The sequence below is a fragment of the Sphingomonas flavida genome, assembly GCF_036663655.1.
Classification (GTDB): Bacteria; Pseudomonadota; Alphaproteobacteria; order Sphingomonadales; family Sphingomonadaceae; genus Sphingomonas.
This window is the reverse complement of sequence record NZ_JAXOJH010000009.1, coordinates 48257-74555: the sequence shown is the minus strand read 5'-3', so window position 1 is coordinate 74555 and position 26299 is coordinate 48257. Positions and strand designations below refer to the sequence as shown.

Annotated in this window: 20 protein-coding genes and 1 pseudogene; 5 read left to right on the top strand and 16 right to left on the bottom strand. The window is 67.2% G+C overall.

What is annotated here, in order from left to right; genetic code table 11:
• Positions 1-4 precede the first annotated feature (4 nt).
• Complete coding sequence (locus U1703_RS11625) at positions 5-679, bottom strand: polysaccharide deacetylase family protein (protein ID WP_332785815.1); 675 nt, start codon at positions 677-679, stop codon at positions 5-7.
• Between the two features lie 5 nt (positions 680-684).
• Positions 685-1551: a glycosyltransferase family 2 protein gene (locus tag U1703_RS11620; RefSeq protein ID WP_332785814.1), complete on the bottom strand. Its 867-nt coding sequence runs from the start codon at positions 1549-1551 to the stop codon at positions 685-687.
• Between the two features lie 485 nt (positions 1552-2036).
• On the opposite strand from U1703_RS11620, the gene U1703_RS11615 reads away from it, so the two are divergent.
• On the top strand, positions 2037-2939 hold the full coding sequence (locus U1703_RS11615) for a glycosyltransferase family 2 protein (protein WP_332785813.1): 903 nt from the start codon (positions 2037-2039) through the stop codon (positions 2937-2939).
• Positions 2940-2956: 17 nt separating this feature from the next.
• On the opposite strand, the gene U1703_RS11610 is transcribed toward U1703_RS11615, so the two are convergent.
• The 7 genes from U1703_RS11610 to U1703_RS11580 all read right to left on the bottom strand — a co-directional run bounded on the left by U1703_RS11610 (position 2957) and on the right by U1703_RS11580 (position 10893).
• On the bottom strand, positions 2957-4483 hold the full coding sequence (locus U1703_RS11610; protein ID WP_332785812.1) for a lipopolysaccharide biosynthesis protein: 1527 nt from the start codon (positions 4481-4483) through the stop codon (positions 2957-2959).
• A gap of 75 nt (positions 4484-4558) precedes the next feature.
• The gene (locus U1703_RS11605; protein ID WP_332785811.1) at positions 4559-5557 is read right to left on the bottom strand and encodes a glycosyltransferase family 2 protein; all 999 of its coding nucleotides are present in this window, start codon (positions 5555-5557) and stop codon (positions 4559-4561) included.
• A gap of 27 nt (positions 5558-5584) precedes the next feature.
• Positions 5585-6328, bottom strand: a complete 744-nt coding sequence (locus U1703_RS11600; RefSeq protein ID WP_332785810.1) for a hypothetical protein — start codon at positions 6326-6328, stop codon at positions 5585-5587.
• Positions 6303-8444, bottom strand: coding sequence for a GumC family protein (locus U1703_RS11595; RefSeq protein WP_332785809.1), 2142 nt, complete (start codon positions 8442-8444; stop codon positions 6303-6305). The genes U1703_RS11600 and U1703_RS11595 overlap by 26 nt, the downstream gene beginning before the upstream one ends.
• 25 nt (positions 8445-8469) lie before the next feature.
• A complete protein-coding gene (locus U1703_RS11590) occupies positions 8470-9792 on the bottom strand; it encodes an outer membrane beta-barrel protein (protein ID WP_332785808.1) in 1323 nt (440 codons plus the stop codon).
• 31 nt (positions 9793-9823) lie between these two features.
• On the bottom strand, positions 9824-10267 hold the full coding sequence (locus U1703_RS11585; protein WP_332785807.1) for a hypothetical protein: 444 nt from the start codon (positions 10265-10267) through the stop codon (positions 9824-9826).
• Between the two features lie 65 nt (positions 10268-10332).
• Entirely contained in the window at positions 10333-10893 is a 561-nt protein-coding gene (locus tag U1703_RS11580) for a polysaccharide biosynthesis/export family protein (RefSeq protein ID WP_332785806.1), read from the bottom strand.
• 184 nt (positions 10894-11077) lie between these two features.
• Between U1703_RS11580 and U1703_RS11575 the strand changes: the two genes are divergently transcribed.
• Positions 11078-11446 (top strand): hypothetical protein, encoded by a 369-nt coding sequence (locus tag U1703_RS11575; RefSeq protein ID WP_320452459.1) that lies wholly within the window; start codon positions 11078-11080, stop codon positions 11444-11446.
• An 11-nt stretch (positions 11447-11457) separates the two neighbouring features.
• Here U1703_RS11575 and U1703_RS11570 read toward each other — a convergent pair whose 3' ends face one another.
• Positions 11458-11916 carry a hypothetical protein gene (locus U1703_RS11570; protein WP_332785805.1) on the bottom strand — a complete coding sequence of 153 codons (459 nt, stop codon included), beginning with the start codon at positions 11914-11916 and terminating at the stop codon, positions 11458-11460.
• 398 nt (positions 11917-12314) lie between these two features.
• Here U1703_RS11570 and U1703_RS11565 point away from each other — a divergent pair, with 398 nt between their 5' ends.
• From U1703_RS11565 to U1703_RS11555, 3 genes and pseudogenes are all read left to right on the top strand, one after another.
• A complete protein-coding gene (locus tag U1703_RS11565; protein WP_332785804.1) occupies positions 12315-13706 on the top strand; it encodes an exopolysaccharide biosynthesis polyprenyl glycosylphosphotransferase in 1392 nt (463 codons plus the stop codon).
• A gap of 196 nt (positions 13707-13902) precedes the next feature.
• Positions 13903-14883: pseudogene (locus U1703_RS11560) on the top strand (glycoside hydrolase family 43 protein); the annotation flags it as partial.
• A gap of 113 nt (positions 14884-14996) precedes the next feature.
• The gene (locus U1703_RS11555; protein WP_332785803.1) at positions 14997-15266 is read left to right on the top strand and encodes a hypothetical protein; all 270 of its coding nucleotides are present in this window, start codon (positions 14997-14999) and stop codon (positions 15264-15266) included.
• 157 nt (positions 15267-15423) lie between these two features.
• Here U1703_RS11555 and katG read toward each other — a convergent pair whose 3' ends face one another.
• From katG to U1703_RS11525, 6 genes are all read right to left on the bottom strand, one after another.
• Positions 15424-17655: a catalase/peroxidase HPI gene (gene katG, locus U1703_RS11550; RefSeq protein WP_332785802.1), complete on the bottom strand. Its 2232-nt coding sequence runs from the start codon at positions 17653-17655 to the stop codon at positions 15424-15426.
• Between the two features lie 109 nt (positions 17656-17764).
• Entirely contained in the window at positions 17765-20593 is a 2829-nt protein-coding gene (locus U1703_RS11545) for a M16 family metallopeptidase (protein WP_332785801.1), read from the bottom strand.
• A gap of 163 nt (positions 20594-20756) precedes the next feature.
• The gene (locus U1703_RS11540; RefSeq protein WP_332785800.1) at positions 20757-21176 is read right to left on the bottom strand and encodes a DUF2721 domain-containing protein; all 420 of its coding nucleotides are present in this window, start codon (positions 21174-21176) and stop codon (positions 20757-20759) included.
• Positions 21170-21709, bottom strand: coding sequence for a GNAT family N-acetyltransferase (locus U1703_RS11535; RefSeq protein ID WP_332785799.1), 540 nt, complete (start codon positions 21707-21709; stop codon positions 21170-21172). Before U1703_RS11535 ends, U1703_RS11540 begins: the two co-directional genes overlap by 7 nt.
• Positions 21706-22272 carry a 4'-phosphopantetheinyl transferase family protein gene (locus U1703_RS11530; protein WP_332785798.1) on the bottom strand — a complete coding sequence of 189 codons (567 nt, stop codon included), beginning with the start codon at positions 22270-22272 and terminating at the stop codon, positions 21706-21708. Before U1703_RS11530 ends, U1703_RS11535 begins: the two co-directional genes overlap by 4 nt.
• Positions 22269-26276 (bottom strand): Pls/PosA family non-ribosomal peptide synthetase, encoded by a 4008-nt coding sequence (locus U1703_RS11525; protein WP_332785797.1) that lies wholly within the window; start codon positions 26274-26276, stop codon positions 22269-22271. The genes U1703_RS11530 and U1703_RS11525 overlap by 4 nt, the downstream gene beginning before the upstream one ends.
• Positions 26277-26299 lie beyond the last annotated feature (23 nt).

Below are 26299 nucleotides of genomic sequence, written 5' to 3'. Positions count from 1 at the left end.
GGGGTCAGCGGCGACGTTTCACCGCCACGCGCGCCGTATCCAGCACCCGCATCGGCAGCGAACGCTGCCCCGCCACGACGGCGGCCACCGTCGCCTCGTCCATGTCGCAGCGGATCGAGGTCCGCGGCCGCAACCAAGCACGCGCACGGGCCAGGCCGCAATCGCTGGTATAGACATGCCGGAACGGCCGCCGCCGCAGCGCGTCGATCACCCGTCGATCGTAACGGCCGAACGGGATCGCCGCCTCGGTAATCGGCGCGGCGATCAGGTCGCCCAGGATCGCGCAACTCTGGTCGAGTTCGGCGTCCAGCCGGGCATCGTCGCAATCGGGCCAGGCCGGATGGTGCAGGCCATGCGTGCCCACGCCCATCCCCTCGCGCGCCAGCGCACGGACGGCAGCGGGGTCGAGAAAGCCGCGCTCGTCCAGCATCCCCGCCAGCACGAAGAAGGTCGCGGTCAACCCCCGCCTGCGCAGGCCGGGCAGGCCGATGGCCACATCCGACATGTTGCCGTCGTCGAACGTGATCAGGTAGCGCCGCCGATCGCGCGCATCGGCGATGCGGTCGAGGATCGACTCATAGCGCGCCTCGCTGACCCAATAGGGCTTTTCGTCGTCGGGCACCGGCCGATCAGGCTCACCGATGCCGTGGAAGTTGATGATGATGGTATCGCCGAACATCGGGATCAGCCTTTCAGCGAAAGGGAGGCGGGCAGACCACCGGACCGAACACCCGGCCGCCGGAGGGCACGAAGCCCCAGTAGGAAGTCGCTAAGCGCCAGCTTGCGCTTGGCGACCAGCGACAGGCCCGAGATCAGCTTGCGCACATACTCGCCCGCCAGCCCCGGACTCGCCCAGGCATTGCGTGCCAGCACGGTCGCGGACCCGGCGAAGTAGCGCGCCCGGTTGGCCGGGTTCCAGTCCCGATGCCCGATCAACGCGTGACCACAGGCCAGCCCCTTGCCCCCCGAACGATAGAGGCGAACGGCGAAATCGGTATCCTCGCCACCGTTCAGCGCGGTGCCGACGCCCAGCCCCTCGTCGAACAAACCGACCCGTGCCATCAGCGAGCCGCGAATGACGAGCGTGATCGACGAACTGCGCCGCACCACGTCGCTGGCCCGCGCGCGGTGCGTCGCGCCGAACAGCGCCGGGTCGGCGGCGGGCGACGATCCATAGCGGCAGAACCAATATTGCAACTGCGGATCCGTCACGAACATTTGCCCGACCATGGGCAGATAGGTGTCGGTAAACCAGCAATCGTCATCCGGGAACAGCACCAGCGAGCCGTCCGCAAAGCCCTCCTCCGCCGCGATCGTCCGCAGGATCCGGTTGCGTGCCTGCGACAGCGACATGCGCGTATCGGAGGTCATGGGCCGGACGAAGCCGGGCAGCGCCGCGATCGCGCGCATCGCCCGTGCATCGGGTCGCTGGAACAGGGTGATCAAGGTCAGATCGACCTGTCCGGCGACCATCTGCAACGACGACACCAGTCGCTGATAATCGTCGCTTACCCCATCACGACTATCGGTCGTGCATACCAGCCAGATCATAGCCCCCCCTTTATTTCAGGAAGGCGGATAATCAGTCGCGATCGCCAATAATAATGAATGTTAAGCCGGGTCATTTGTCATGTTCATGAAATTTCATGACATGTATCCGTAACTTCCGTTTCATCTCCAATTCATCTTGAGATGTCCGCTTTGCCAAGGCGCTGTGCAAAAGGATTTTTTGCCCTGGTCACGCGACAGGTGCGAAATCTGGCAAACGTCCATTACACCGCGTAACGGCGTCATGTTCCGTTCATCGCCGCCCCAATGCGGTACAGCGGTCATACGAATTTCCCGACAGCGCCTAGCCCCGCCGCGACTGCATTCGTGCCATGGCGGTCCCGCTGCGATACACTCGCGCCGTCATGCGCATGCTCCGTTCCGACTCGCACATTGCGTGCGGCGCGGGACGGCGGCACTACCCGCATGGCATGGCGCATAGCGAACCGCTTCGGATGCGGCCGTGCTCAGGGGGCAGAAGACCAGGCATGAAGTCGATTGTCATCGGTATTCCGACGTTCAACCGTCAGCTGTTGCTCACGAAGCTGCTCGACAGTCTGGCCGACGAAATACGGTCCGAACCGGCGGTGCTTCGCGTCATCGTCGCCGACAATGAATGTTCGGACCGGACGCGGGCCATCGTGACGGGGCGCCACGACCTGCCGACCCATTATGTGCCCGTCCCCGAACGCGGCCTGTCGCATGTGCGCAACGCCATCATCGGCGCGGCCTGTCAGCAGGTGCCCGACTGGGACTGGCTGGTCATGCTGGACGACGACGGCACCGTCACGCCCGGCTGGTTGCAGGCGCTGGTCGGCTGTGGCGAGCGGTTCAGCGCCGACCTTGTCGGTGGACCGGTCGATGGCATGGTGCCCGACGATGCGCCGGTGCTGGCGCGGGTCAGCCACTTTGCCGGGCGCGAAAGCCATCCGACCGGCCCGATCGACCGGCTCCAGACGACACAGAACCTGGCCATCTCGCGCCGGATCGAGGGGCTGATCGGCTTTCCGCTGTTCGACATCCGCTTCAACGGATCGGGCGGCGAGGATTACGACCTGTTCCGCCGGACCCAGCATGCGGGCGGCAAACTGGTCTGGTGCGACGAAGCGCTGGTGCTGGAACCGACCCCGGCCGAGCGACTGACCAACCACGCGCTGCTCAGCCGCGCCTATACCACGGGCACCTATATGGGGCAGTTGCGCCGCCTGCATGACGGGACTTGGCACGAGGCGACGGGTGCGGCACGTGGCATGGTGTCGAGCGTCGCGAAGCTCGGTCTGGGGCTGGTGTCGCTGAACGCCAGGCGTACCGCGCGCGCCAGCCTGGACGTGGCGCATGCCGTGGGGCGGGTCGCCGGGCTGATCGGCCGCCGGACGTCACGCTATATGTGACGCACGGACGGCGACGCTCAGGCCGGTCGCCGGCGCAGTCGCGCCACACCGCCGTCGATGATCTGCCGGACAAAGCCGACCACTTCGAACAGCGCGGCGCGCACGTCCCCGAACATCGCCAGGATCGCCCAGGTCGCGGCATAGGCCAGGGCATAGCCGATCACGAGCGCCACCAGTGTCGGCCCCGTCCACAGCGCACGAAAAACCAGCAACAACCCCGCCGCCGCCGCCAGCGCCATGGCGAAGGGAGCGATCAGCCAGACCAGATCGGACCGCGACACCGGCCCCTTGCGCCCGACGAACCAGCAGGCCGCCGGCGTGCGGATCAACACTTCGCTCGCCGAATAGGCGATCGCCACGCCCAGCGGCCCCCAGGGCAACCCGCCGACGAACGCGATGATGCACACGGTCGTATTGACCAGCGCCCAGGTCGCCAGGTCCGACGAGCGGCGCTGCGTGATCATCAGCCAGCCCAGCGTGCTGCCGAAAATCTCCAGCAGCCCGGCCATCGCCAGTGCGCGAAAAATCGGCACGACCTCCGCCCAGCGCGATCCCAGCACCAGGTCGACGAACCAGTCGGCACAGACCATCGTCGCCAGGATGGCGGGTGTCGTGAACAGCGCCATCATCCGCACCACGCGCAGATAGGCGTGGCGATAACGACGCGGCTCTTCCAGCAGGCCCGCCAGCGCAGGTTCCATGACCCGCTGGATCGGGTTGTTGACCTGGCGCAGCGGGAACAGCAGCAGCTTGTACGCGCGGTCGTACAGGCCCAGCGCCACGCTGCCCCAGACCTTGCCGATCAGGATATTGTCCAGGTTGCGCGACAGGAAGTTGAAGATATTGGCGCCCGTCACCCCGGCCCCGAAATTCAGCATGTCGCGCCCGTCCGGGTCGCGGCGCGGTCGCGACGGCAACCACCGCGTCGCCAGCATCATCCCCGCCCCCGTCGCCAGCGTGGTGGTCAGCGACAGGACGAACACTGCCCAATAGCTGCGCAGGAACCAGGCGGCGGTCAGCGAGGCGACGAAGCCGATCACGCCCGCCGCCCCCTCGACAATGGCCAGCTGGCTGAACCGCATCTGGCGGGTCAGCAGCGCGCTGTGCTGGGCGTAGCAGCCCGACAGGAAGAACAGCGGCGCATAGGCGGCGAGCAGGTGGAAGACGCGCGGGTCGCCGTAGAACCAGCCGACGACGGGGCTGATCGCCAGCGCGACGATGCACGTCGCCGCCGCGAACACCACGTTCAGCCAGTAGAGGGTGCTCGCCTGGCGCTGGGTCAGCACGCGGCGCTGGACCGCGGCCTGGCTGAGCCCCAGGTCCTGGAAGATCATCATGAAGCCCAGCACTGGGCTGGTCATCGCGACGACGCCGAAATCGGACGGCAGCAAGAGCCGCGACAGCACGACGACCGAGGCCATCTGCAACACCACGCGCAGGCCCTGGAGCGCGGCCGTCACCGACACGCCCGACGCGACACGCGCGCGCAGCTGCGTGTTGACGGGATCGAAGATCGACCGTTCGTCGTCCAGGGCGTCAGTCATGGCGGTTCATAGCGATCGGAACGTCTCTCGAAACAGGGCCATGGGCCACCGGATATGCCGGGATACCCCCGGTCGTCATGTGCGCGGCCGTAGCAGGCGACCCCAGCGGGTGCACGACACGTAATGCAACGCGGCCCCCGGATGCTTCAGCGCCAGACGAAGCATCGGGCCATGATCACGCGCATGGCGATAGCGCGCCAGCCAGTGGGCATGGGCATACATCACCTGCCATTCGCGATAGCGGCGGAGGATCGCCATCTGTGCCGCATCCGCCGTGTCGCGGTAGCGGGCGATCAGCGTATCAGCCAGATCGATGCGGATTTCGGGCCGGAAGTTCGTGCGCGTGCCGCTCGACTGCTGACCGCTGCTCGCGCCCGTCTGCGTCGTATAGACATACAGCGCCTCACGCAGCAGCGCGGCCCGCGCGCCGTGCAGCAGCAACTCGGCGACCAGCATGAAATCCTCCGCCAGCCGGATATCCTCGGAATAGCGGATAGAGTGCGTCTGCAGGAACGCCTGGTCGATCAGGGGTTTGAGAAAGCCGTAGTTGAACGGCGAATGCGGCCGCTCGCTCATGACGAAGCGTTCGAAGTCGAGCGGCTCCTGCGGCGCGGCCAGCGTCAGGGCATGGCCGGTGATGCAGTCAGCCGCCTCGTCATGGAACAGCATGTCGTCGAACACGAGGTCGAACGCCCCCGCCTCCGCCGCCGCGACCATATGGGCCAACCGCTCCGGCAGGAACCGGTCGTCGGCGTCGAGGATGGTCACCCACTGGCCCTGCGCCGCGTCCAGCGCACGGTTGCGCGCCGCACTGGGCCCCGAATTGCGCTCCATCGCCAGAACGCGGATGCGGGGATCGGCCTTCGCATAGTCATGCAGCACCGCCAGCGTATCGTCGGCCGAGCCGTCATCGACCGCCAGCAACTCCCAGTCCGCCAGCGTCTGGTCGAACAGGCTGCCGATCGACACCGGCAGATGCCGCGTGACGTTGTAGCACGCCATGACGACCGACACCTTGGGCCGTGACGCGGCGGGTTGCTCGGGGCGCGGCGCAGGGGGCGACAAATCGTTCACCGGGTCATCTCTTGGCTGAAGCTGCGCCTAGGCCGCGACGGACGCGGGCCGGGCGGCCGGGGAAACGGACGGCGGCTCATGGCTGCCTTGGTGAAGCATGCGGGCCCGAAAGACCGCACCCGCCGGGCTGGCACGAAACGCCTCGGTCATGGCATCGAAGCGGCCTTGCGACAGGCCCGCTTGCCAAACACCTTCATCGAGGACCCGTCCGCGCAGGTCGGCGGTCAGCCAGGGCCACGCGGCCAGTCCGAACCGCACGCGCCATTCGCCTTCTTCGGGCAGGAAGGGCGCGGCGCGGTAGCTGGCGGCAAGCGCCCGGTGCGCGCGCGGACTGGCCACGCCGCCCTCGACATAATCCAGGAAGACCCGCCCCACGAGCGCGGCAGGCCAGACCCGGCGCGCCTGGAGCGCCGCATCAATGTCACGCCGCGCCGCCGCGATCAGGGCATCGCGCCGCGCCGCCGTTTCGCCAAATGCGGCGGCGGCCTTCATCAACCCGCGTGACAGGGCCCCGCGTGGCGGCAGCGGCCTTTCCCGGTTTAACAGATCCGGTGCGGAAAACACCGCCTGGCCGCTCGACTGCGCCGCGCGCTCGGCGACCAGATGCTGGACGCGCCATTCCGCGACTCCGACCGACGCGGCCCAGGCCAGCGCCGCGCCAAGCACCGTCAGGCACGCCAAACGCGTCGCCGCGTCGGCTGGACCAGCCGACGCGGCGCGCGCCCGCGAAGCGGGGACCCCGTCGTCATTCGGCGCGGTAATATTCGGCATATTTCTTGGAATAATAAAGCGCGCCATACGCCTCGACCGAGCGGTCGACCATGGTCATCAGCGCGCCGACGACAGGCGCCTTGTCGCGGGCCAGCCAGTTCAACCCGGTCGCGATCGCGTTGCGCGGCGTGGCGTTCCACTTGATGACCAACAACACCGCGTCGGACAGCAGCGCCACGGTGCGTGCGTCGGCGACTCCCAGCAATGGGGCACAGTCCAGCACGATCCGGTCATAGGAACCGCGCACCTGCGCCAGCAGCTCGGCCATGGCCTCGCCGCTGAACACATCCTCAGGGCTGTAATTGGCGTGCGCGACCGGCAGAAGATCGAGACCCTCGACCTGATCGGCGATCACCACCTCGGCCAGCGTGACGTCGCCGTGCAGCAACTCGACCAGGCCGCGCTCGGGCGTGATGCCGGTGACATCGCGCAGGCCCGCCCGGCGCAGGTCGGTGTCGATCAGCAGGGTCTTCTCGCCCGCCATCGCCATGATCCGCGCCAGCGACAAGGCGCTCGTCGTCTTGCCTTCATTGGGCAGGGTCGAGGTGATCGCGATCACCATCGGGCGGCCGCTCGATGCGGAGGCCAGCGAACGGCGGGTCACGCGATAGGCCTCGGCAAACGAGCTCATCGGCTTGCCGATCACCTCGTCAGCGGGCGACGTATGGCCACGACCCAGACGCGGCACGGTCGCCAGCACGTCGAGACCCAGCCGCCGCACGTCCGCGATCGAGCGCAGCCCGCGCGAGGTCAGTTCCTGAAGACACACGACACCCAGCCCGGCGAGCAGCGCCCCCAGGAAGGTCGCCGCCAGCAGCAGCCGCTTGTTCGGCTTGCTGGGGCTGCCCGGTGGCGTCGCATTCTCGATCACCTGCGCCTGCGACAGCGAGCTGCTGGCCGCCTGGTCGCTGGTCTGCGCCTGCTGCGCCAGTCGGTCATAGGCCTGCTTGCTGGAATCCGCCTGCCGCTCATAGGTTTCGGCCATGGCGGAGGCGCGCGTGGTCGAGGCCTGGCGGCCGCGCAGGACGTTCAGATTGGCCTGAAGGCTGGCGGCGCGGGCGGACGCGGCGCGCGCTTCGCTTTCCAGGCCGCCGATCACGCGGTTCGCCTCGTCCAGGATCTGCTGGTCGATGGTGCGGATCTGCTGCGCGATACGCTGCGTCTCGGGATGCTTCGGGCCGTAGCGGGTCGATACTTCGCCCTGTTCGGACAGCAACTGCGCGCGCTGGCTGCGCAGGTTCTTGATGACTTCGGAGTCGAGGACCGCCGACACCGCGTCGATGCCGCCGGTGCGGATCTGCGCCCGCGCCGCGGCGACCTTCGAGGCCGCGGCCGCCGCGTCGGACTGGGCGGTGGCGAGCTGTCCCGCCAGCGGTGCGATCTGCTGGTCGATGACGCTCGTGCTGCCGCCGCCGGTCTGCACCACGCCGCTGGCGGCGCGGTAGGAGGCCAGCCGCTCGTCGGCGGCGGTCGCCTGCGCGCTCAGGCTGCTCAGGCGCTTCTGGAGGAATTCGGCCTGGCGGCTGGCGGTGCCGTTGCGCCGCGTCAGGCTGGCGTCGATATAGGTCTCGGCAAAGGCATTGGCGATGCGCGCGGCCTTTTGCGGATTGGTCGAGGTGAAGCCGACTTCGACGATATAGGTCGCCTTTTCGCGCGAGGCCGACATGCGGCCGAGCACCGCCTGCGCCACCGCTTCGGTCCGGTCGGCGATCTGGGCGGGCGTCGCGCGCGGCCCCAGCGGCGGCATGCCCCTGGTGAATTCGGGATCGTTCAACAGATGCTCGCGCGCGACCACCGCCGCGGCGATGTCGTGCGAGCGCATGACGCTGACCTCGGTTTCGACCACCGACTGGTCGGGGATCGAGCTGGCCTGATCGGTGATCTGGCCCAGCGCCGCGCTCTTCGACGGGTCGATCTTCACCCGCGCCGTCGCCTGATAGCGCGGGGTCAGCATCATGGTGTAGGCGGTGCCCAGCACGGCGATCGTGATGAACGTCGCCGCCAGCGTGCGCCAGCGCAGTCGCAGGATCTCCAGCACCTGGCGGTACATGGACGAAATTGTCTCGGGCTCTCCCCCCGCCGGGGAAGACAGGCCGGTATTGGCCATCACGTCCATAAAAGATCCTCGAATGCTACTGGGCTCAAGGGTGGTAGGAGATGCCTACCAGCGCCTTGACCTGGGACAGTTCCGGCCCCGCCAGGGGGCTGTTGGTGGTGCGGCGCCCGTAGAAAAGCTGGCCGTTGAACGACAACTGGTGGTTGACCAGATACTGGCCGCCCGCCGACGTGCGGAACGAGGTCGCCCGGCCCGAAAAGTCGCGGTAATCGTCGAATTCCAGGTCCGCACCCAGATTGACGAGCAGGTTGCGGAGCAACTCGTGATCGATGCGCAGCGCGGCGTTGGTCGCGAAGAAGCCGCTGGTGCCGATCAGGCTGGCATCGTCCACCTCGCGCCGCCCCGACAGGGTGACGGTGGTCAGCTGCGACGGGAAATATTCGACCTTGCCGTTGAACGACAGGCCCGCCACCGTGCGATACCGCGCCGCGTCGTAATTGCGGTTGATATAGCCGATGCCGATGCTGCCGCGCAGAAGCTCGCTGAGATCGGTCGACAGGCCCGCCAGCACCTGAACCTGGTTCGACGAGCGGTTAGGCACGCCGGGGAACAGCTCGGTGCGATAGCCGGTATTCGTATAGACCAACTCGCCGAAGACGCCCGTGTCGGGGGTCAGGCCATATTCGGCATGGCCGATCGCACGCGCGATGCCGCGGTTACGGCTGTTCTGGCTGAACGGCGAGCCGTCGCTGGCGATCACCGTCTGATAGGCAAAGTCGGTATAGTCGCCGGACACCACGGTGCGCAGACGCGAGAAGCGGAAATCGGCGACCGCACGCGCCACCGACAGCTGGATCGGCACCGAGCTGCGCACATTCTGAAGCGCTGAGCCCGAAAACTGCGATTCATAGATCTTGCTGGTGCGCGCACCCAGCGTGACCGAATCGTCGCCGCCGATGTCGAGCCGACCCTGCGCGCCGGTGGTCCAGCCATTCTCGTCGCGAGGTGACTGCTGGAAATAGCGCGTGATCGTGCCGGCGCCGTCGATCGTCAGGCTGTGGCGCGACCAGTTGGACTGGACGTTCAGCGACGGATTGACGGTGACCAGACCGTCGCCGGTCTTGTTGGTCGGGGCCTGATAGACGTTGTTGTCATAGCCCGTCGTGACCGACAGCGCCGGGAACAGCGTGAAGCCTCCGGCGGTGATGCCGAGCGGCTGGAACAGCGGACGCGGCCGGTCGAGCACGCTCTCATTGCGGCCCCGACGATAGTCGAAGGGGATCGCGGACTGGAATGCGGGCGTGCCGATCATGACCGGCGGCGGCGGCGCCACCTGAGCGGCGGCGGGCGAAAACGCTACGACGCCAAGACCGGCGACGCAGGGAAGAAACTTGGAGGTCCAAGGCATGACAGCCCTCCGTTATGATGGGGGACGTGCCTTACGGGCGACGCGAATAATCCGACGTGCCGCCGCCGCCGCCGGAGGGACCGGCACCCAGCGACTGACTGGAAAGCGCCTGCGACGCCTGCGCCAGCGCGCCGGTGCCCGCCTCGCCTTCGCCGCGTGCGACCTTCTGGGCATAGCTGCCGACGGCGGCGGCCATCTTGGGCGACTGGCTCGCCACCTGCTTCAGGGCGGCCAGGACGACGGCGCGCGGCTGACCCGATTGCGACACCGCAAAGGCGATCGCGGCCTCGACATCCGCCTTGGAGGCGTTTGCGGGAAGCGCGGTCAGCGCCTGCTGGATCGCGCCAGCCAGTGCGGTGACGGCCGCGGCATCGACCTGCACGGGAGCGGCGGCGGGCGCCGCCTCCTGCGCCTGCGCCGTGCCAGCGACCATGAGCCCAAGCGCCGCCCAGGCGGCCAACCTCGTTGCCGTCATAAAACCCCCCATTTCGCCTTTCGGCTTTCGGCTTTTATTTCACGAAAATGCCGGCCAGCGACCGGTCAGAAATATCGTTCACCGATACGCAACGTGTCACCGGGCCTGATCTCCAAGCCATCGAGATTGACTTCCTTTTCCGCGGACTCGCCGGCGTGCTTCAGGAACACCTTGCGCTTGTTGGCGCGGTAGGTGAACCCTTGGGCACGCGCCACGGCGTTCAACGCGGTCAGCCCGTTGGAATAGGCATATTCGCCTGGCTTGGTCACCTCGCCCAGGATGTAGAACGGGCGATAGGTCAGCACGTCTAGGCTGACCCGCGGTTCGCGCAGATACCCATCGGCGAGCTTCGCCTGGATATCCGACGACACCTCGCGCGGCGAACGGCCACTGGCGGGAACGTCGCCGATCAGCGGCAGCGACAATGTGCCATTGTCGCTGACCGTAAATTCGCCGGACAGGCTCGGTTCGTTATAGACGATGACCCGGACCTTGTCGGCCGTGCCCAGCCGGTAATCGCCAGCGGGCTCCGCCGACGTCCCCGCACCGGCCTGCTGCACCGGAGCGGCGGCATGGCCTGCCGTCGAACCGGAAGGCGTCGCCGTCGTCTGGGCAATGGCAGGCATCGTGCAGCCGACTAGCAACAAGATGACCCCGGCAAACCGCATGAAAAACTCCACCTGACCGATCGTTGGATACGGGAACGCCCGCACCGCAGCAACCGCGCAGGTTCCGCATCGTCCCATTCATGGACAGTGGATGGCATGTCGACAGGCGTGGCACGGCGGGTCCCACGCTAAGACAGACGCCATGACCATGCGACCGATCTACCGGGGGGTACTGGCCCTGATGTTCGCGGCGAGCGCGACGGCGGGGATCGCCCAGTCGAACCGCCGTCCGATGCCCGTGCCCGATGCCGATATGGTGGATCCTGCACTCGACACCCGTTCACCCGATGCCCGCAAGCTGGAGGTGGCGGCGGTGGCCAACGCGCGTACCCTGCCCGAGTTGAGCGCCGGTATGGCGCGGGTATGCCGCGTCCAGTCCTGGCAGTTCGCTCTGATCCCGCTGCTCAACCACGCGGTGCGAATGGACGTCTCGCCGACGCTGGGCAAAGGCGAGCAGGAATGTCTGCGCAGCGTCGTCTATGCCAGCCGCTATCACTTCAACCGGCGCTGACGACGGCCCGCTCAGGCGAGTTGCAGAACGATCTCGGCGACACCCGCCCAGGCAAAGACCGACACCCCCGCCAGCAATGCCAGAGTCGCAACCGGGCTGATCCGGCCGCGCAGGAAGGACGGCGGCGGCGTGGTCGAAACCTCGGCCCCGTCATCCTCGGCCAGCAACAGCCGGGTGATCGCGCCCGCGGGCAATGGATTTTCGAACCGGCAGCCATAGGCGCTCGCCGAACGCCAGACGATCCGTCCACTCACTGGGCCCAGCCCGGCCAGGTCGATCTCGACCTGCTGGTGCGGCTCAAGTTCGACTTCGACGCTCAAGGCGCAGCCCTCGCGCGCGACGTTCACCAGTTGTACCGGCGATGGCGCCTGACCTTCGCGCCGCAGGACACTCCGTTGTCCGACATGGGTTCGCGCGGACGCCCGCCGGTCGGGGAAGGGATAGCTGAGACGCGAGGCGAGCTGTGTCATATCGAGACGATCCGACCGTGATGGGTGCGCGCCTATACTGCCCCTGGGTCACTTAACATGGCGTTAATCCAAGGCTATTCCGATATCGCGATAATATGTATTGCCGTCAATAATTCTCATTACGCGCTTAAGCGACTACGATGTATCGATAAATCCAGCTTACTGCCCAACGCCTTTGTTCATCATGTCCAGCCGTGGTGGCCTGACACATCCGCGAAACGGCAGTGCCAGGCACCGCTCCGCTTCCCATTTTTTCGTCCGTTGTCCGGTTGGGGCTTTTGTAATAGCCCCACATCGGACGCTCTGCCGGATGGGGGTATACATTTCGTGCGTGCGTCCGACGCTAGATCGCATTGGTATATTGGAGCCTTTGGTTGACCCGAGGGAGTGAGCACTTGGTGGAGCGTGCGCCTGTGCATGTCGCGGGTCGCGGCATGGCGGAACGCGATGCGGAGCGTGGCCGGGGCCTGACTCCCTTCACCCTGCGTCTGCGCCTCACCTTCCTGCTCATGGGTGTCGATCTGGTCGCGTTCATGCTGGCCTTTGCCATCATCGAGCCGCTGAAGACGCTGGTCGGCAGCTGGTTCTCGATCATGGCGATCGCGATGCCGGTCTATGTCGGCATGGCTATGGGCACGATGGCCTATGGCGGCCGCGCGCTTCGCGCCAAGGCGGGAAGCCTGTCGGCCGCGGTGCGCGCCGTGCTCTTCACCTTCGCGATCCTGTTCCTGATCTCCTATTTCTTCCGGGTCGAGCAGCAGATTTCGCGGCTGGCGCTGGCGAGCGTGATGGGGTTGACCGTCCTGCTGATCGTCATCGGCCGCCTGACCTTCCGTACGACCGTCGCGCGGATCTGGCCGACCCAGATCTGGCGCGAACTGGTGATCGTCGACGGCGTCCAGGCCGCCCCCGTGCCCGGCGCGGAAATGATCGACGCCGCCGCGATCGGCCTGGTCCCCGACCTGCGCGATCCCGCCATGTTCAACCGGTTCGCGGCGCTGTTGCACGGCATCGACCGGGTGGTCGTCATCTCCACCGCCGAGCGCTACCAGAACTGGGCCATGATGCTGAAGGGCGGTCATGCACGGGGTGAGATCGTGGTCGATACGCTGGGGCTTTTCGGCGCGATCGGGCTGGGCAAGCTGGCGCATTACGACACCGTCAAGGTTGCCGCCGGTCCGCTCGACGTCCAGCAGCGGCTGCTCAAGCGCGTCTTCGACCTCGCGCTGTGCATCCCGATCATCGTCGCGCTGGCGCCCGTCCTGATCCTGGTCAGCCTCGCGATCAAGCTCGACAGCCCCGGCCCGGTCTTTTTCCGGCAACGGCGGATCGGGCGCAACAACGCCTATTTTGACATCATCAAGTTCCGCTCGATGCACGTCGCCCAGGCCGATACACAGGGCGCACGTTCGACCCAGCGGCAGGACAAGCGCGTCACGCGGGTCGGCCGCCTGATCCGCAAGACCAGCATCGACGAATTGCCGCAGCTCCTTAACGTGCTGGGCGGCTCGATGAGCCTGGTGGGCCCGCGCCCGCATGCCCTGGGGTCGCTGGCCGGGGACCGGCTGTTCTGGGATGTCGACGAGAGCTATTGGCATCGCCACGTCCTGAAGCCCGGCATCACCGGCCTGGCCCAGGTGCGCGGCCTGCGTGGGTCGACCCTGCTGCGCGAGGACCTGACCAAGCGGCTCCAGTCCGATCTGGAATATGCCTCCAACTGGTCGCTATGGCGGGACGTGCGCATCCTGTTCATGACCTTCGGCGTCGTCGTCCACCACAATTCCTTCTGAGGCAGCGGCGCACGCCTGCCCACCACGAGACGGCTTTTCATTTGTCGGAGTTATGCGCTAAGACCGCATCAGCGGCCACCATCGAATGGCCGGAACGATAAGGCACCACCGATCCCCAATCGCGGCGACGGCGGTCCGTGGCGGAGGATGGGACATGCTGAACCGACGTTTATTCCTGGCCGGGGCGACGACCGCCATGGCCGCGCCCGCCGTGCTTCAGGCCCGCAGCGCCCCCACCATCGTCAATCCCGTCGTCCGCCAGCGCGCCGACGCGCAGGTGTTCCGTCACACCGACGGCTGGTACTACATGACCGGCTCGGTTCCCGAATATGACCGGCTGGTGCTGCGTCGCTCGAAGACGCTGGCGGGACTGGCGACCGCCCCGGAGCGTGTGCTGTGGCGTCACCTGGCGAGCGGCCCCATGTCCGGCTTCATCTGGGCGCCCGAACTGCACCGGATCGACAATCGCTGGATCATGTATTTCGCGGCGGGCCCCAGCGGTGGCGGCGAGGACGTGTTCCGCATCCGCACCTTCGCGGTCGTTTGCGACGGCCCCGATCCGATGGCGGGCAAGTGGTCGGTGCTGGGCCAGCTTCAGACCGAATGGGACAGCTTCACCCTCGACTCCACCAGCTTCGTGCACAAGGGCCGCCGCTATCTCGCCTGGGCGCAGGCCGAGCCGGGGATCGCGACGAACTCCAACCTGTACCTGGCACCCCTCGCCACGCCGCTGACGCTCGCCGCCAAGCCGGTTCGGCTGTCGGTCCCGACGCTGGAATGGGAGGTCCAGGGGTTCAAGGTCAACGAGGCCCCCGCCCTGCTCGCGCGCAATGGCAAGCTGTTCATGACCTATTCGGCAAGCGCGACCGATGCGCGCTACTGCATGGGCCTCCTGACCTGTGACGCCAACGCAGACCTGATGAATGCGGCCAACTGGTCCAAGTCGCCGGTGCCGGTCTTCCAGACATCGGTCGCGAACAAGGTCTTCGGGCCCGGCCATAACAGCTTCACCGTCGACGAGCGCGGGCGCGACGTGCTGGTCTATCACGGTCGCGACTATGCGCAGATCAAGGGCGATCCTCTGTTCGATCCCAACCGCCATACGCGGATGCAGTATTTCCGCTACCGCGCCGACGGCACGCCGGATTTCGGCGAGCCGGTGGCGAACGGCCCGTTGCGGGTGGGTTGAGCGGGCTTCCCGCCACCTCCCCTGCAAGGAGAGGAATGAAGGGGATCGTCGCCCGCACGGATGCCCCTTGGGCACCGCGTGCCGCTCGGCTATGACCGGGCATGGATTTCGATCAACTGCTTATCCGCTTCTTCGGCACCGAGGATATCGGCAACCTCACGCCCGACCAGCTGTCCGCCGGGATCGACCGGCTGCGCGTGCAATTCGGGCTGGAACGCGACAGCGGCCGCCGCTTCGCGCTCTGGTGCCTGGCCTATATGCTGGGCGTCGCACCCGACCTGGACGAGGCCTTCGACAACGAGGAAGACAAGGAAGCCGCGCGCGACTTCATGGACACGGTCGACCGCGAAATGGACGAAGACGAAGACTGATCAACGGACACCATCCTCACCCTTCCCAACCTGCACTCTCCGCCCAATGGAAGCGGAAGGGAGGTGCGAAACACCGGAAGGGTGAGGGTCGAACAGCCATGAAGAAGGGGGCCGTACCTCGCGGTACAGCCCCCTTCCCTTTGCCCGTCGCGCAGGATCAGATGTCCATGCGACCGGCGTTCATCACCTTGTCCCACGCCTTCACGAAGTCGCGAACGAACGGCGCGTTCGAGTCCGAGCAGGCATAGGCCTCCGCCAGCGCGCGCAGTTCGGAGTGGCCACCGAAGATCAGGTCGACGCGGGTCGCCGTCTTGGTATGCTCCTTGGTGCGGCGATCGCGGCCGTTGAAGCGGTTGTCGTCGTCGGTCGGCTCCCACTCGGTGTTCATGTCGAGCAGGTTGACGAAGAAGTCGTTGGACAGCGTGCCCACCCGGTCGGTGAACACACCCTCGGTCACGCCCGGCGCATTACCGCCCAGCACGCGCAGGCCACCGACCAGCACCGTCATCTCCGGCCCGCTGAGGTCGAGGAGCTGGGCACGGTCGACCAGCGCTTCCTCGGGCGCCATGAACTGGAAGCCCTGGCGATAGTTGCGGAAACCATCGGCCATCGGCTCGAGCACCGCGAAGGACTCGGCGTCCGTCTGGTCCTCGCGCGCGTCCATCCGGCCCGGCGTGAAGGGCACCGCGACCTCGACGCCGCCGTCCTTGGCGGCCTTCTCGACCGCTGCGCAACCGCCCAACACGATCAGGTCGGCGATCGACACCTTCTTGCCACCCGTGGCCGAGGCGTTGAAGTCGGCCTGGATCGCCTCCAGCTTGGCCAGCACCTCGGCGAGCTGCGCCGGGTTGTTGACCTCCCAGTCCTTTTGCGGCGCCAGACGAACGCGCGCACCGTTCGAGCCGCCACGCTTGTCCGACCGGCGATAGGTCGAGGCCGAGGCCCAGGCCGCACCGACCAGTGCCGGCACCGACAGACCCGAAGCCAGGATATTCGCCTTCAACGAGGCGATATCGGCGTCATCGACGACCGGATGGTCGAGCGGATCGACGCGGTCCTGCCAGATCAACGGCTCCTGCGGCACGAGCGGCCCCAGATAACCCTCGACCGGCCCCATGTCGCGGTGCGTCAGCTTGAACCAGGCGCGCGCGAAGGTCTCGGCGAAATAAGCCGGGTCCTTGTAGAAGCGCTCGGAAATCTTGCGATATTCCGGGTCCTTGATCATCGCCAAGTCGGAGGTCAGCATACGCGGATGCTGCTTCTTCGACGGGTCGTGCGCATGCGGCACGTCGGCGGGGGCGGACTTGGCCTCCCACTGCCAGGCGCCGCCCGGGCTCTTCACCAGCTCGAACTGGTCCTCATATTCGAACAGGTTGCGGAAATAGTTGTTCGACCAGCGGGTCGGCGTCTGGCTCCAGGTGACTTCCAGGCCCGAAGTGATGGCATCGCCGCCAAGACCCGTCTCATGCTTGGAGCGCCAGCCCAGACCCTGGTCCTCGATCACCGCGCCCTCGGGCTCCGGCCCCACGAAGGACGGATCGCCCGCGCCGTGCGTCTTGCCGAAGGTGTGGCCACCGGCGTTCAGCGCGACGGTTTCCTCGTCGTTCATCGCCATGCGCGCGAAGGTCGAGCGGATGTCGCGGGCCGAGGCGACCGGATCGGGCGTGCCGTTCGGACCTTCGGGATTGACGTAGATGAGGCCCATCTGCACCGCGCCCAGCGCCGGGTGCAGTTCACGCTCGCCCGAGTAACGCTCGTCACCCAGCCAGCTTCCCTCGGGACCCCAGTACAGTTCCTCGGGCTCCCAGGTGTCGGCACGACCACCGGCGAAACCGAAGGTCTTGAAGCCCATCGATTCCAGCGCGACGTTGCCGGTCAGCACATAGAGGTCGGCCCAGCTGATCCTGGCGCCATACTTCTGCTTGATCGGCCAGAGCAGGCGACGCGCCTTGTCGAGATTGGCATTGTCCGGCCAGCTGTTGAGCGGCGCGAAACGCTGCTGCCCGCCGCCCGCGCCACCGCGACCATCGGTCACGCGGTACGTGCCCGCCGAGTGCCACGCCATACGGATGAACAGGCCGCCATAGTGACCGAAGTCGGCGGGCCACCAATCCTGGCTGTCGGTCATCAGCGCGTGGAGATCGGCCACCAGCGCGTTCAGATCGAGCTTGGCAAACTCTTCAACATAGTTGAAATTCTCACCCAGCGGGTTCGACCGCGGGTTATGCTGGTTCAGCCCTTCCAGGCGGAGCCGCTCGGGCCACCATTCCTTGTTGCCGGGACCGCCGCGACCGCCGCCGCGCTTGCCAGGGCCATTGCCGCCGCCGCCATGGGCGACGGGGCAACCGCCCTGATTCTGGCCCTGATTGTCTTCGACCTGGGACGCCATCTTCCACTCCTCGGTTCAACTCGTCGGGCAGGCGCAAGGCATCGTGCCCCTGCCCGTCAGACCGACATAAGGGGCCAGATCGGGAACAGAGTAAAACCGACTATCTTCGTCAGTCTGATTGAGTGGTCCGAACAGGCGTCGGCGGGAGCGTGCTGGCCTCCGGCAGCACGCGGATTTCGAAACCGGGTTGGGCAGGCCCCGCGAACCGGGCAAGGACGGCACGCACTTGGTCGGCGGTCACCGCCTCGCGGGTGGCGACACCCTGTCGGATCAGGTCGACCTCGAACGCATCGTCCAGATCGAAGCCCAGGGCTGACAGCCAATAGCCGTTCTCGGTCCGCGCCCGCGTGAAACCGCCCAGCATGGTGGTCTTGGCGCGGGCGAACTCGTCCGGCTTGGGACCATTTGTGGCGAGATCGGCCAGCGCCGCGGACAGCACCCGCTCGAAATCGTCGATCCGGTTCGTCGCCAGCTGCGCCCCGACCATCAGGCGGCCATAGTTCGGCAGGTCGACCGGGCTATAGGTCGTGGCGAACGGGGCATAGGAGCCGCCCTGCTTCTCGCGAAACTCCTCGGTCAGGCGGGTGCGGATGATCGTCGCGGCGACGTCCATCGCGCGGGTGGAGGGCACGTCGGCCCGGACGCCCTGCACCGGCCAGACCCGCGCGACCAGCGCCTGCCCCGCATCGCCCCGGTGGTAGAGCGTGACCGGCGAAGCCGCAGGGGGCGTCGGGCGCACCCCGCGTTGTGCCGCGGTCACCCCCTTATCGATGCGCGACGCCAGCGTGCCGAAGCTCTTGGCGACCGCATCGACGATCTGGTCGCGATCGAAATCGCCGACCACCACGATCCTGATCGGCCCCGCCGACAGGCGTGGTTCCCAATAGTCGCGGAAGGCGGACAGGGTCAGCCCCTCGATCTCCGTCCGGGGCGGGTAGCCCCGAAACCGCATGTCGCCGCCAAACAGATAGGGATTGCCGAAGACCTGAAGAACCGAGCCCGGCTGGCTGTAGACCGACTGGTAATTGGCCATGATCTCGTCGCGGAACTGGGCGATGCCGTTGGCCCGGTACTGCATCTGGGTGACCCCGGCGGTCATGACCTTCAGGAGATCGGCGACGTTCTGGCGATCGCTGCTGCCGTCGACCTTCAGGGCGTCATTGGTCATGCCCGCGATGAAGCTGATGTTGCGTCCGGCCAGCACGCGGGTCAGTTCGTTGGCATTGAACGGCCCGACGCCACTGCGCATCAACTGCGCGCTGGTCCAGGCAAGGCCGGGATCGCCCGGTGCCTCGCCGATCAGGCCGTGACCGATCGACACGCTGACGCGGATGCGATCCTTTTCGAAGTCGGTCCGCTTCATGGCGATCTCGACGCCGTTCGACAGGGTGACGCGCTCGACCCCCAGATCGTCGATCCGGCGGGTCGCAGTCACCGTCGCCGGGGTGCCGGGCAGTTTCAGCTCGTCCCACGACACCGCGCGCACCGGGCGTTCGCGAATGGCGATCGCCTTGCGCGCTTCCGCCAGCGCCGTCGTCAGCGCCGCGTCCCCGCCCTCAACGGGCGTGGTGGAATAGAGGATCAGCCGGGGATCGGGGGCGAGCAGCCGCCGGACCGTCGCCTGGACCATGGCGGGGGTGAACGTCTTGCGCTGCGCGGCGAACAGGTCGCGGTAGAAGGTCTCGGGCGCGGACACGTCGCCCTGGTCGATATCGTTGACATAGCCATTGGCGAGGCCCGGCGAGGTGGCGGTCGGTCGCCCGGCGACCTGCTGGTCCAGCGTGGTGGCGATGCGCAGCGCCTGCATGTCGATCTCGTCCTGCGACGGCGGCCCGGCCAGCGCGCCGTTCAGCACGCCGGTCGCCTGGTTCAGCGCCGCCTTCCACTGGCCCGGCTTGAACCGCAGACTGAGGTTGACCTGATCCTGGATATGGCGGCTGGCCCCGATCGTCATCCCTGCGCCGACCAGCGCCCCGCCCTTCTGCGCCTCGCTCGACAGGCGCTGGTTCAGGACGGCCAGCGCGATCCAGTTCTCATATTGCCGCTGCTGGCGCGCGATCGTCCACGGCCGCTCGTCATGCCGGGTGATATAGGCCAGATGGACGCTCATCGCGATCTGCGGGTCGACCACCGCCGCCGCGTCGCGCGGGGGTGTGGTCGGCGCGCCGAAATCGGGCTTGGGCGGGGCCGCGCCCACCGCGTGCCACGCCCCGAAGCTCCGCCGGATCTCGGCCTCCAGCATGGCCGGATCGGCATCGCCGACGACGATCACCTGCGCGTGCGAGGGGCGATACCAGGCCTTGTAATAGGCGCGCAGCCGGTCGGCATCGGCGGCGGACAGGGTAGCATCGGTCCCGATGATGTTGCGTACCGCCGCCTTGGTCCCGGCCAGCATGATCGGGTTCGTCACCGCCTGCACCTTCTGCGCGATCGGCGGCAGGCGCAGCGCGCGTTCGGCAAGGACGACCTTGCGCTCGGTCTCCAGCGCGGCCGGACTGATCGTCGCGCTGCCCATCATCTGCGCCAGGACCTTCATCGCCTGTGCGTAGGATGCGGCATCGCTGCGCGGCAGGTCCAGGACATAGGTGGTCGAGGTCAGCGACGTAAAGGCGTTGGTATCGGTGCCGAAGCTGGCGCCCAGGCGCTGCCAGATCTTCACCCCCTCGCCATCGGCGAAGTCCTTCGTGCCGCGAAACACCATATGTTCGAGCAGATGGGTCCAGCCCTGCTGCTCGTCATTCTCCATCAGCGCGCCCGCATCGATACGGACCCGCACGGAGATCGAGCCGGGCGGCCGCTTCGCCTGTCGGACCGCATAGCGCAGGCCGTTGGGCAAGATGCCGGTGCGCCACGCCGGATCGGACGGCAGGTCACTGCCCGCACCCTGCCACGACAGGGCAGGCACCGCGGGTGACGTTTGGGCCGTGACCGGCGCCACCAGTGACGCCGCCAGAACCCACAAAAGCGCCGTCGACGGCTTGCTAACGAGCATGATGAATCTTGTCCCCCAACACGAGCAGCAACGCTGCCCCAGGGGGGCGGGTGCTGGCAAGGCGGTCATGTATGACAATTACGCCATGCACGGCGGCGTCATGCCAAACTCAGTCGCTGTCATTCTCATCGCGAAGGGTTCTGCCCGCCATGATGATTTCGGCCACGAAGCAGGTCAGGCCGCCGACCGCACAGACCAGCCCCCCGCCGAAGAACAGGAACAGTATCCCCGAATGCCCCGACGCGCGCAGCACGCCGAAGAACAGGGTGATCGCCGCGCAGCAGGTCATCACCCCCGCCGCCGCCGCCAGCGTCACCGCGACGTCCAGCGTGCGCGAGCGCAGGCGCAGCCGGTTCATCTCGGCGCGGCTGGCATGTTCGTCCTTCTTCAGGGCATGGATACGGTCGCTGATCCGCCCCAGCCGGGTTGCGAACACGTTGAGCAGCGCGCCCACCGCCGTCAGCAGGAAGATCGGCGTCAGCGCCAGCTGGATGACATGCGCCGCCGCGCTCAGCGGTTCGTTCAACATGGCCGCCGCTCCAACCGGGCCAGCGCCTCGCCGTGCGCGGCATCGCGCCGCGCCGCCAGATCGGCGACCGTCACGCCCGCCAGGTCGAAGCGCAGTTCGTGCATCGTCATGCCCGATCGATACCCCTCGGGCCAGACCGCCATTTCCTCGAACCCGCAATGGCGAAAGAAAGGCGCGATGGCGGGCGAGGTATCGACGGTGACATAGCGGGTCGGCGGGTCGGCATATTGCGCGATATGCAGCAACCGCTCGAACAGCAGCAGCTTGCCCAGCCCGCAGCGGTGATAGCGTCGCGCCGCCATGCCCCAATAGAGCAGCGCCTTGTTGTAATGCTCCCAAAGCTCATAGCCGCCGAACGCCGCGACCTCGCCGTCCACCGTCACCACGAAGCCCGGACCGTCCGGCTCGTCCAGCGTCTCGATCAGCCATTCCCGGTCCCCCGCCCCGAAATATTCGCGCAGGTTGCTGTCGAAGATCGCCAGCACGCCCGTGCGATCGGCTTCGCCATAGGGCCGGACCCGAAGCTGGGTCATGCCGCGTCTGCCCAGAGCGCGACCGTCTCGATCGCCTCACCACGGTCACGGGTCCAGCAACGCGACAGCCCGTCATGCTCCGCCGTTGCGTGGACGGGATCGATCAGCCGCGTCTCGATCACCTCCGGCGCGATGCGGCGGGGCGTGCCGATCAGCTTGGCGTGCGCCTCCTTGATCGTCCAGCGACGCAGCCATTGGCGCGCGCGATAGGCCTCGGACGCGGTACGTACGGCCGCGGTCTCCTGCGCCGTCATCATGTCCCAAAGGGGCGGGGCGTCGTCGACCACCTCACGATCCACGGCAACGGGACGCCGGGCGGCAGCGATCAGGCAGAGGCCACCGCGCCCCGAAAGGCTGATAAACCAGCCACCTGGCGACAGGACCTGCGGCTTGCCCTCGCCATCACGGGCCAACATGGCGTCTTCGCCCGACAGGCCGCGCAACAGCATCGTCACCAGCGACGCCCGCTCGCCCCGGCCGGGATCGGCGCAGCGCCACACGATGGGCGAGCGTCCGTCCCAGGCCAGCGTGTCGAGCGGGCCGTCATGCCAGACGGGGCTCATCCCTCGGTCACGATCCGCGCCGGGCTGCCTTCCCAGTTGGTCCCGGCGGGCAGGCTTTCGCCCTTCATCACGACCGACAGGTCGCCCAGCTGCGCATCCGCCCCGATCTCCGCATCATAGAGAACGATCGCCAGCGACCCGATGGTGGCGCGGTCGCCGACCGTGATCGCGCCGACCTTCATCACCCGGTCCTCGAACAGATGCGTCTGGAGGCCTGCATAGTCGTTCAGCGCGACATCGTCGCCGATCGTCACCAGGTCATGCTCGGTCAGGTCGGTGGTGTCGATATAGCAGCGCTTGCCGACCTTGGCCCCCATCAGCCGCAGATAGAGGCCGATCCAGGGCGTGCCCCGCAGCGGCTCGAGCAGATTGGCCACGGCGAGGTTCTCATAGGTCGCGGTGACCAGTTCGGTCCGCCAGACGAAGGTGCTCCACAAGGGCGCGGTCCGTGCCTTGTAGCGCCCGACGACCAGCCATTTCAGCGCCAGCACGAACGCCCCGCAGGCGAGGCAAAAGCCGACATAGAGGAACGGGAAGGCGCTGATGATGACCAGCCCGCCGCGTTCCAGGTCATCGAGATCGCCGACCACCGACAGCAAAGCGCTGAAGAACACCAGAAAGGCCGTCAACGACAAGGTGGTGCGGATCGCCTCGATCGACAGGCGCGTCGCGATCAGGCCGCGCGACGGATTGAAGCGCGCACCTTCGTCGAACATCGTCGCGACCTGCCGCACCGGCAGCTTGATCGCGGGCGAGCCGAACCAGGTGCTGCCCGCCTCGGTGGCCAACACCGGGTCCTCGGGCGGCTTGGACAGGACGCCGATCAGCACCTCGTCGCCGATCTGCGCGCCGGTGGGGAGCAGCGCGGAGTTGCCGATGAAGCTGCGGCGGCCGATCCTGGTATGCGCGAGTTCGATGGTGCCATGCCCAATCTTGGCCGCGCCGAAGATCACCGAGTCCGCGATGAAGCTCTCCGGCCCGATCTCGACCAGATCGGGGACGATGGCGCTGGCGGTCGAGATTTCCGCCCGCCGCCCGACCTTGACGCCCAGCGCACGATACCAGGGGATGACGTAGAGCGTGGCGAAGATCGGATGCAGCAGCCGCAGGGCCAGATCGTTGATCTGCCGCACCATCCAATAGCGGACATAGAACCAGCTATCGAGGCGATAGACGCCCGGCTTGACGCGCCCGAGGATCAACCGCTTGGCGAGCACGGTCAGCACGCACATCATGACGATATAGGTCGCGGCCAGCAGCGGCGAGACGAGCATATAGCCATAGCCGGTGGTCGCCCAGTCCAGCTCGATCAGCGCGATCAGGCCCGGCGCGATCGGCAGGATGGCGATGATCGGCAGCAGCAGCGCACCGATAAGGATGGCCAGCGACGGCCCCGTCCGCTTGGCCTTGGCGTGCACCTGGCCGGGCTCGACCATCCGATCGAAGGCGGCGGGCGATCCCGTCCAGCGCTGGCGTGCCGGGATCACCGTCTCGGCCGGGAGCGCGGCCATGTCGTCGAGGATGGCGTCATCCTCCAGCGCCGCGTTGCGACCGACCACCGCCTGCCCGCCGACGAACGCACGATTGCCCAGCGTCACCGTGCCCAGCCGCAGCAGTCCGCGCTCGACCGAGCTGGTGGCCATCACTGCCTGATCGCTGACGATCGCATCGTCGCCGCATGCGAACAGATCGGCGGTGTCGATGACGCCGTTGCCGATATAGGCGCGCTTGCCGATCTTCGCGCCGAGCATCCGGTAATAGCCCCGGATCATCGGCGTCCCCGCCAGATAGGGGGTCGCCGTCACCGCGATGATCCGTCGCACCAGCCACCAGCGGAAATAGGTCCCGCCCCAGAGCGGATAGTCGCCCGCCTTGAACCGCCCCGCGATCAGCCACTTGGCCGCGATCGAGAACAGCATCGAGGCGACCGGCACGATGGTGAAGAACAGGGCGCTCAGGATCAGCGCGTCGATACGCGGCATCCGCCCGGCCAGATGCGTATAGGCGACATAGGGAAAGAACCACTGCAACCCGGCAATGGTATAGACCGGCAGCAGCGCCACCGTCTGCGCCGCGACGCACAGCCAGCGTTTCCATTCGGGGACGCGGTGGAAGCTGTCCTCGGTCACCACCGCGACCGCCGCCGCGCCGCCGATCCGGACCGCCAGCGCGCGGATGGTCGGCGCGGCATAGAGGTCTTCCAGCGACAGCCCCTCCAGCCCGGGGACCTTGCGCGCCGCCGATACCAGCCGCGCGGCCTTCAACGAGTGGCCGCCCAGATCCTCGAACAGGTCATCCGTCACCGACACCGGTTGCGGCGCGAAGGCTTCCGTCCAGATGGCGTAGAGCTTTTCCTCCATCGGGGTGGCGGGCGGCTCGATCGTGCGGCCGGTATCGACCGTGATCTCGGGCTTTACCAGCGCCTTGCGGTCGACTTTGCCCGAGGCGGGCAAGGTCGGCAGCGCCGTCATCACCTGATAGGCGGCGGGGCGCATGTAATTGGGCAGGCGTTCGGTGACGCGCGCCTTGATGTCCGCCGTGTCGATCGGCTCGCCCGAGCGGGCGACCAGGAAGGCCGCCAGAAACTCGGAGCCGTCGGCGTCGGTGAACAGGTGGACCACCGCCTGCGCGACGCCGGGCGCCTCGCCGATCACCGCCTCGATCTCGGCCAGTTCGACGCGGAAGCCGCGGATCTTCACCTGCGTGTCGATGCGCCCGACGAAATCGATATCCCCCGCCGCATCCAGCCGGACGAGGTCGCCCGAGCGATAGATACGCTCCGGCCCGCCCGACACGGTGTCGAACGGGGTCATGGTGAACTTCTCGGCGGTCAGGTCGGGCCGGTTGACGTAACCGACACCGACGCCGGGGCCGCCGATCACCAGCTCGCCCTCCTGCCCCGCCTCGACCGGCCGAAGCGCCTCGTCGACGATCCAGGCGGTATAGCCGGGCAGCGGCTTGCCGATGGTGATGCGCTTGCCCGGCTGCACCTCGGTCCAGGTCGCCGTCACCGAGGTTTCGGTCGGGCCATAGGTGTTGAGCAGTCGCAGTCCGGGACGGGCGAGCCGACGCGGCAAATCGGCCGGACACGCCTCGCCCCCCATGTTGATCAGGCGGAGCGTCGGCACCGGATGCTCGACCAGCGCGATCAGCGAGGGGACGACGTGCCAGATCGTCGTCCCCTCCGCCGCCAGTGCGATGGCGACGTCGGGGCCGCTGGCCGCCAGCGGATCGGTCGCGACGAGCAGCTTCGCACCGACGAAGAACGCGCTCCACATCGTCTCGACCGACATGTCGAAGGCCAGGCTGAACCCGCCGAACACGATGTCGCCCGGCTCCAGCGCCAGGATCGCGCTTTCGGAGCGGACCAGGTGGCAGGCATTGGCATGGGTGATCATCACCCCCTTGGGCCGCCCGGTCGTGCCCGAGGTATAGATGATATAGGCCAGATCGTGGCGGTCCGATCCCGTCACCTCGCGCCCCATCGCGACCGGCGGTTCGGCGGCCAGATCGCCCAGTTCGGCGTCGAGCGCCAGCGTCGCCCCCGGAATCTCCCCCGCCCGCGCACCGGTGGTGATGGTCAGCGCCGCGCCGCTATCCTCGATGATGTAGGCGATGCGGTCTTGCGGATAGCCCCAGTCGACCGGGACATAGGCCGCGCCCGAGCGCAACACGCCCAGGATCGCCATATATTGGTCGAGCCCGCGCGGCAGGCACAGGACGACCCGGTCGCCCTTACCCACCCCCAGGGCGCGCAGCCGATGCGCCAGCGACAGGCTGCGCTGGGCCAGCATGTCATAGGTCCATTCGGTCGAACGATCGAACTCCTCATCCGCGCCGATCAGCTTCAGCGCGGTCGTCCAGCCGCGCGTCCGACAGGTCGCGTCGAACAGCTCGTGCAGCAATTCGTCGCGGGCATAGGGGCGATCGGGCCGCAGCGCCGGGGCCGGGGCGATCGAGGCATGGATGCTCGGCGCGACGGAGACTTCGGAATCTGCGGACATCAACACGCTTTCATGGGCAAGGA

Coding starts and splice junctions, on each gene's coding strand:
- U1703_RS11625 (WP_332785815.1), bottom strand. CDS start 679: ATGTTCGGCGATACCATCATCATCAACTTCCACGGCATCGGTGAGCCT.
- U1703_RS11620 (WP_332785814.1), bottom strand. CDS start 1,551: ATGATCTGGCTGGTATGCACGACCGATAGTCGTGATGGGGTAAGCGAC.
- U1703_RS11615 (WP_332785813.1), top strand. CDS start 2,037: ATGAAGTCGATTGTCATCGGTATTCCGACGTTCAACCGTCAGCTGTTG.
- U1703_RS11610 (WP_332785812.1), bottom strand. CDS start 4,483: ATGACTGACGCCCTGGACGACGAACGGTCGATCTTCGATCCCGTCAAC.
- U1703_RS11600 (WP_332785810.1), bottom strand. CDS start 6,328: ATGCCGAATATTACCGCGCCGAATGACGACGGGGTCCCCGCTTCGCGG.
- U1703_RS11595 (WP_332785809.1), bottom strand. CDS start 8,444: ATGGACGTGATGGCCAATACCGGCCTGTCTTCCCCGGCGGGGGGAGAG.
- U1703_RS11590 (WP_332785808.1), bottom strand. CDS start 9,792: ATGCCTTGGACCTCCAAGTTTCTTCCCTGCGTCGCCGGTCTTGGCGTC.
- U1703_RS11585 (WP_332785807.1), bottom strand. CDS start 10,267: ATGACGGCAACGAGGTTGGCCGCCTGGGCGGCGCTTGGGCTCATGGTC.
- U1703_RS11580 (WP_332785806.1), bottom strand. CDS start 10,893: ATGCCTGCCATTGCCCAGACGACGGCGACGCCTTCCGGTTCGACGGCA.
- U1703_RS11575 (WP_320452459.1), top strand. CDS start 11,078: ATGACCATGCGACCGATCTACCGGGGGGTACTGGCCCTGATGTTCGCG.
- U1703_RS11570 (WP_332785805.1), bottom strand. CDS start 11,916: ATGACACAGCTCGCCTCGCGTCTCAGCTATCCCTTCCCCGACCGGCGG.
- U1703_RS11555 (WP_332785803.1), top strand. CDS start 14,997: ATGGATTTCGATCAACTGCTTATCCGCTTCTTCGGCACCGAGGATATC.
- katG (WP_332785802.1), bottom strand. CDS start 17,655: ATGGCGTCCCAGGTCGAAGACAATCAGGGCCAGAATCAGGGCGGTTGC.
- U1703_RS11540 (WP_332785800.1), bottom strand. CDS start 21,176: ATGTTGAACGAACCGCTGAGCGCGGCGGCGCATGTCATCCAGCTGGCG.
- U1703_RS11535 (WP_332785799.1), bottom strand. CDS start 21,709: ATGACCCAGCTTCGGGTCCGGCCCTATGGCGAAGCCGATCGCACGGGC.
- U1703_RS11530 (WP_332785798.1), bottom strand. CDS start 22,272: ATGAGCCCCGTCTGGCATGACGGCCCGCTCGACACGCTGGCCTGGGAC.
- U1703_RS11525 (WP_332785797.1), bottom strand. CDS start 26,276: ATGTCCGCAGATTCCGAAGTCTCCGTCGCGCCGAGCATCCATGCCTCG.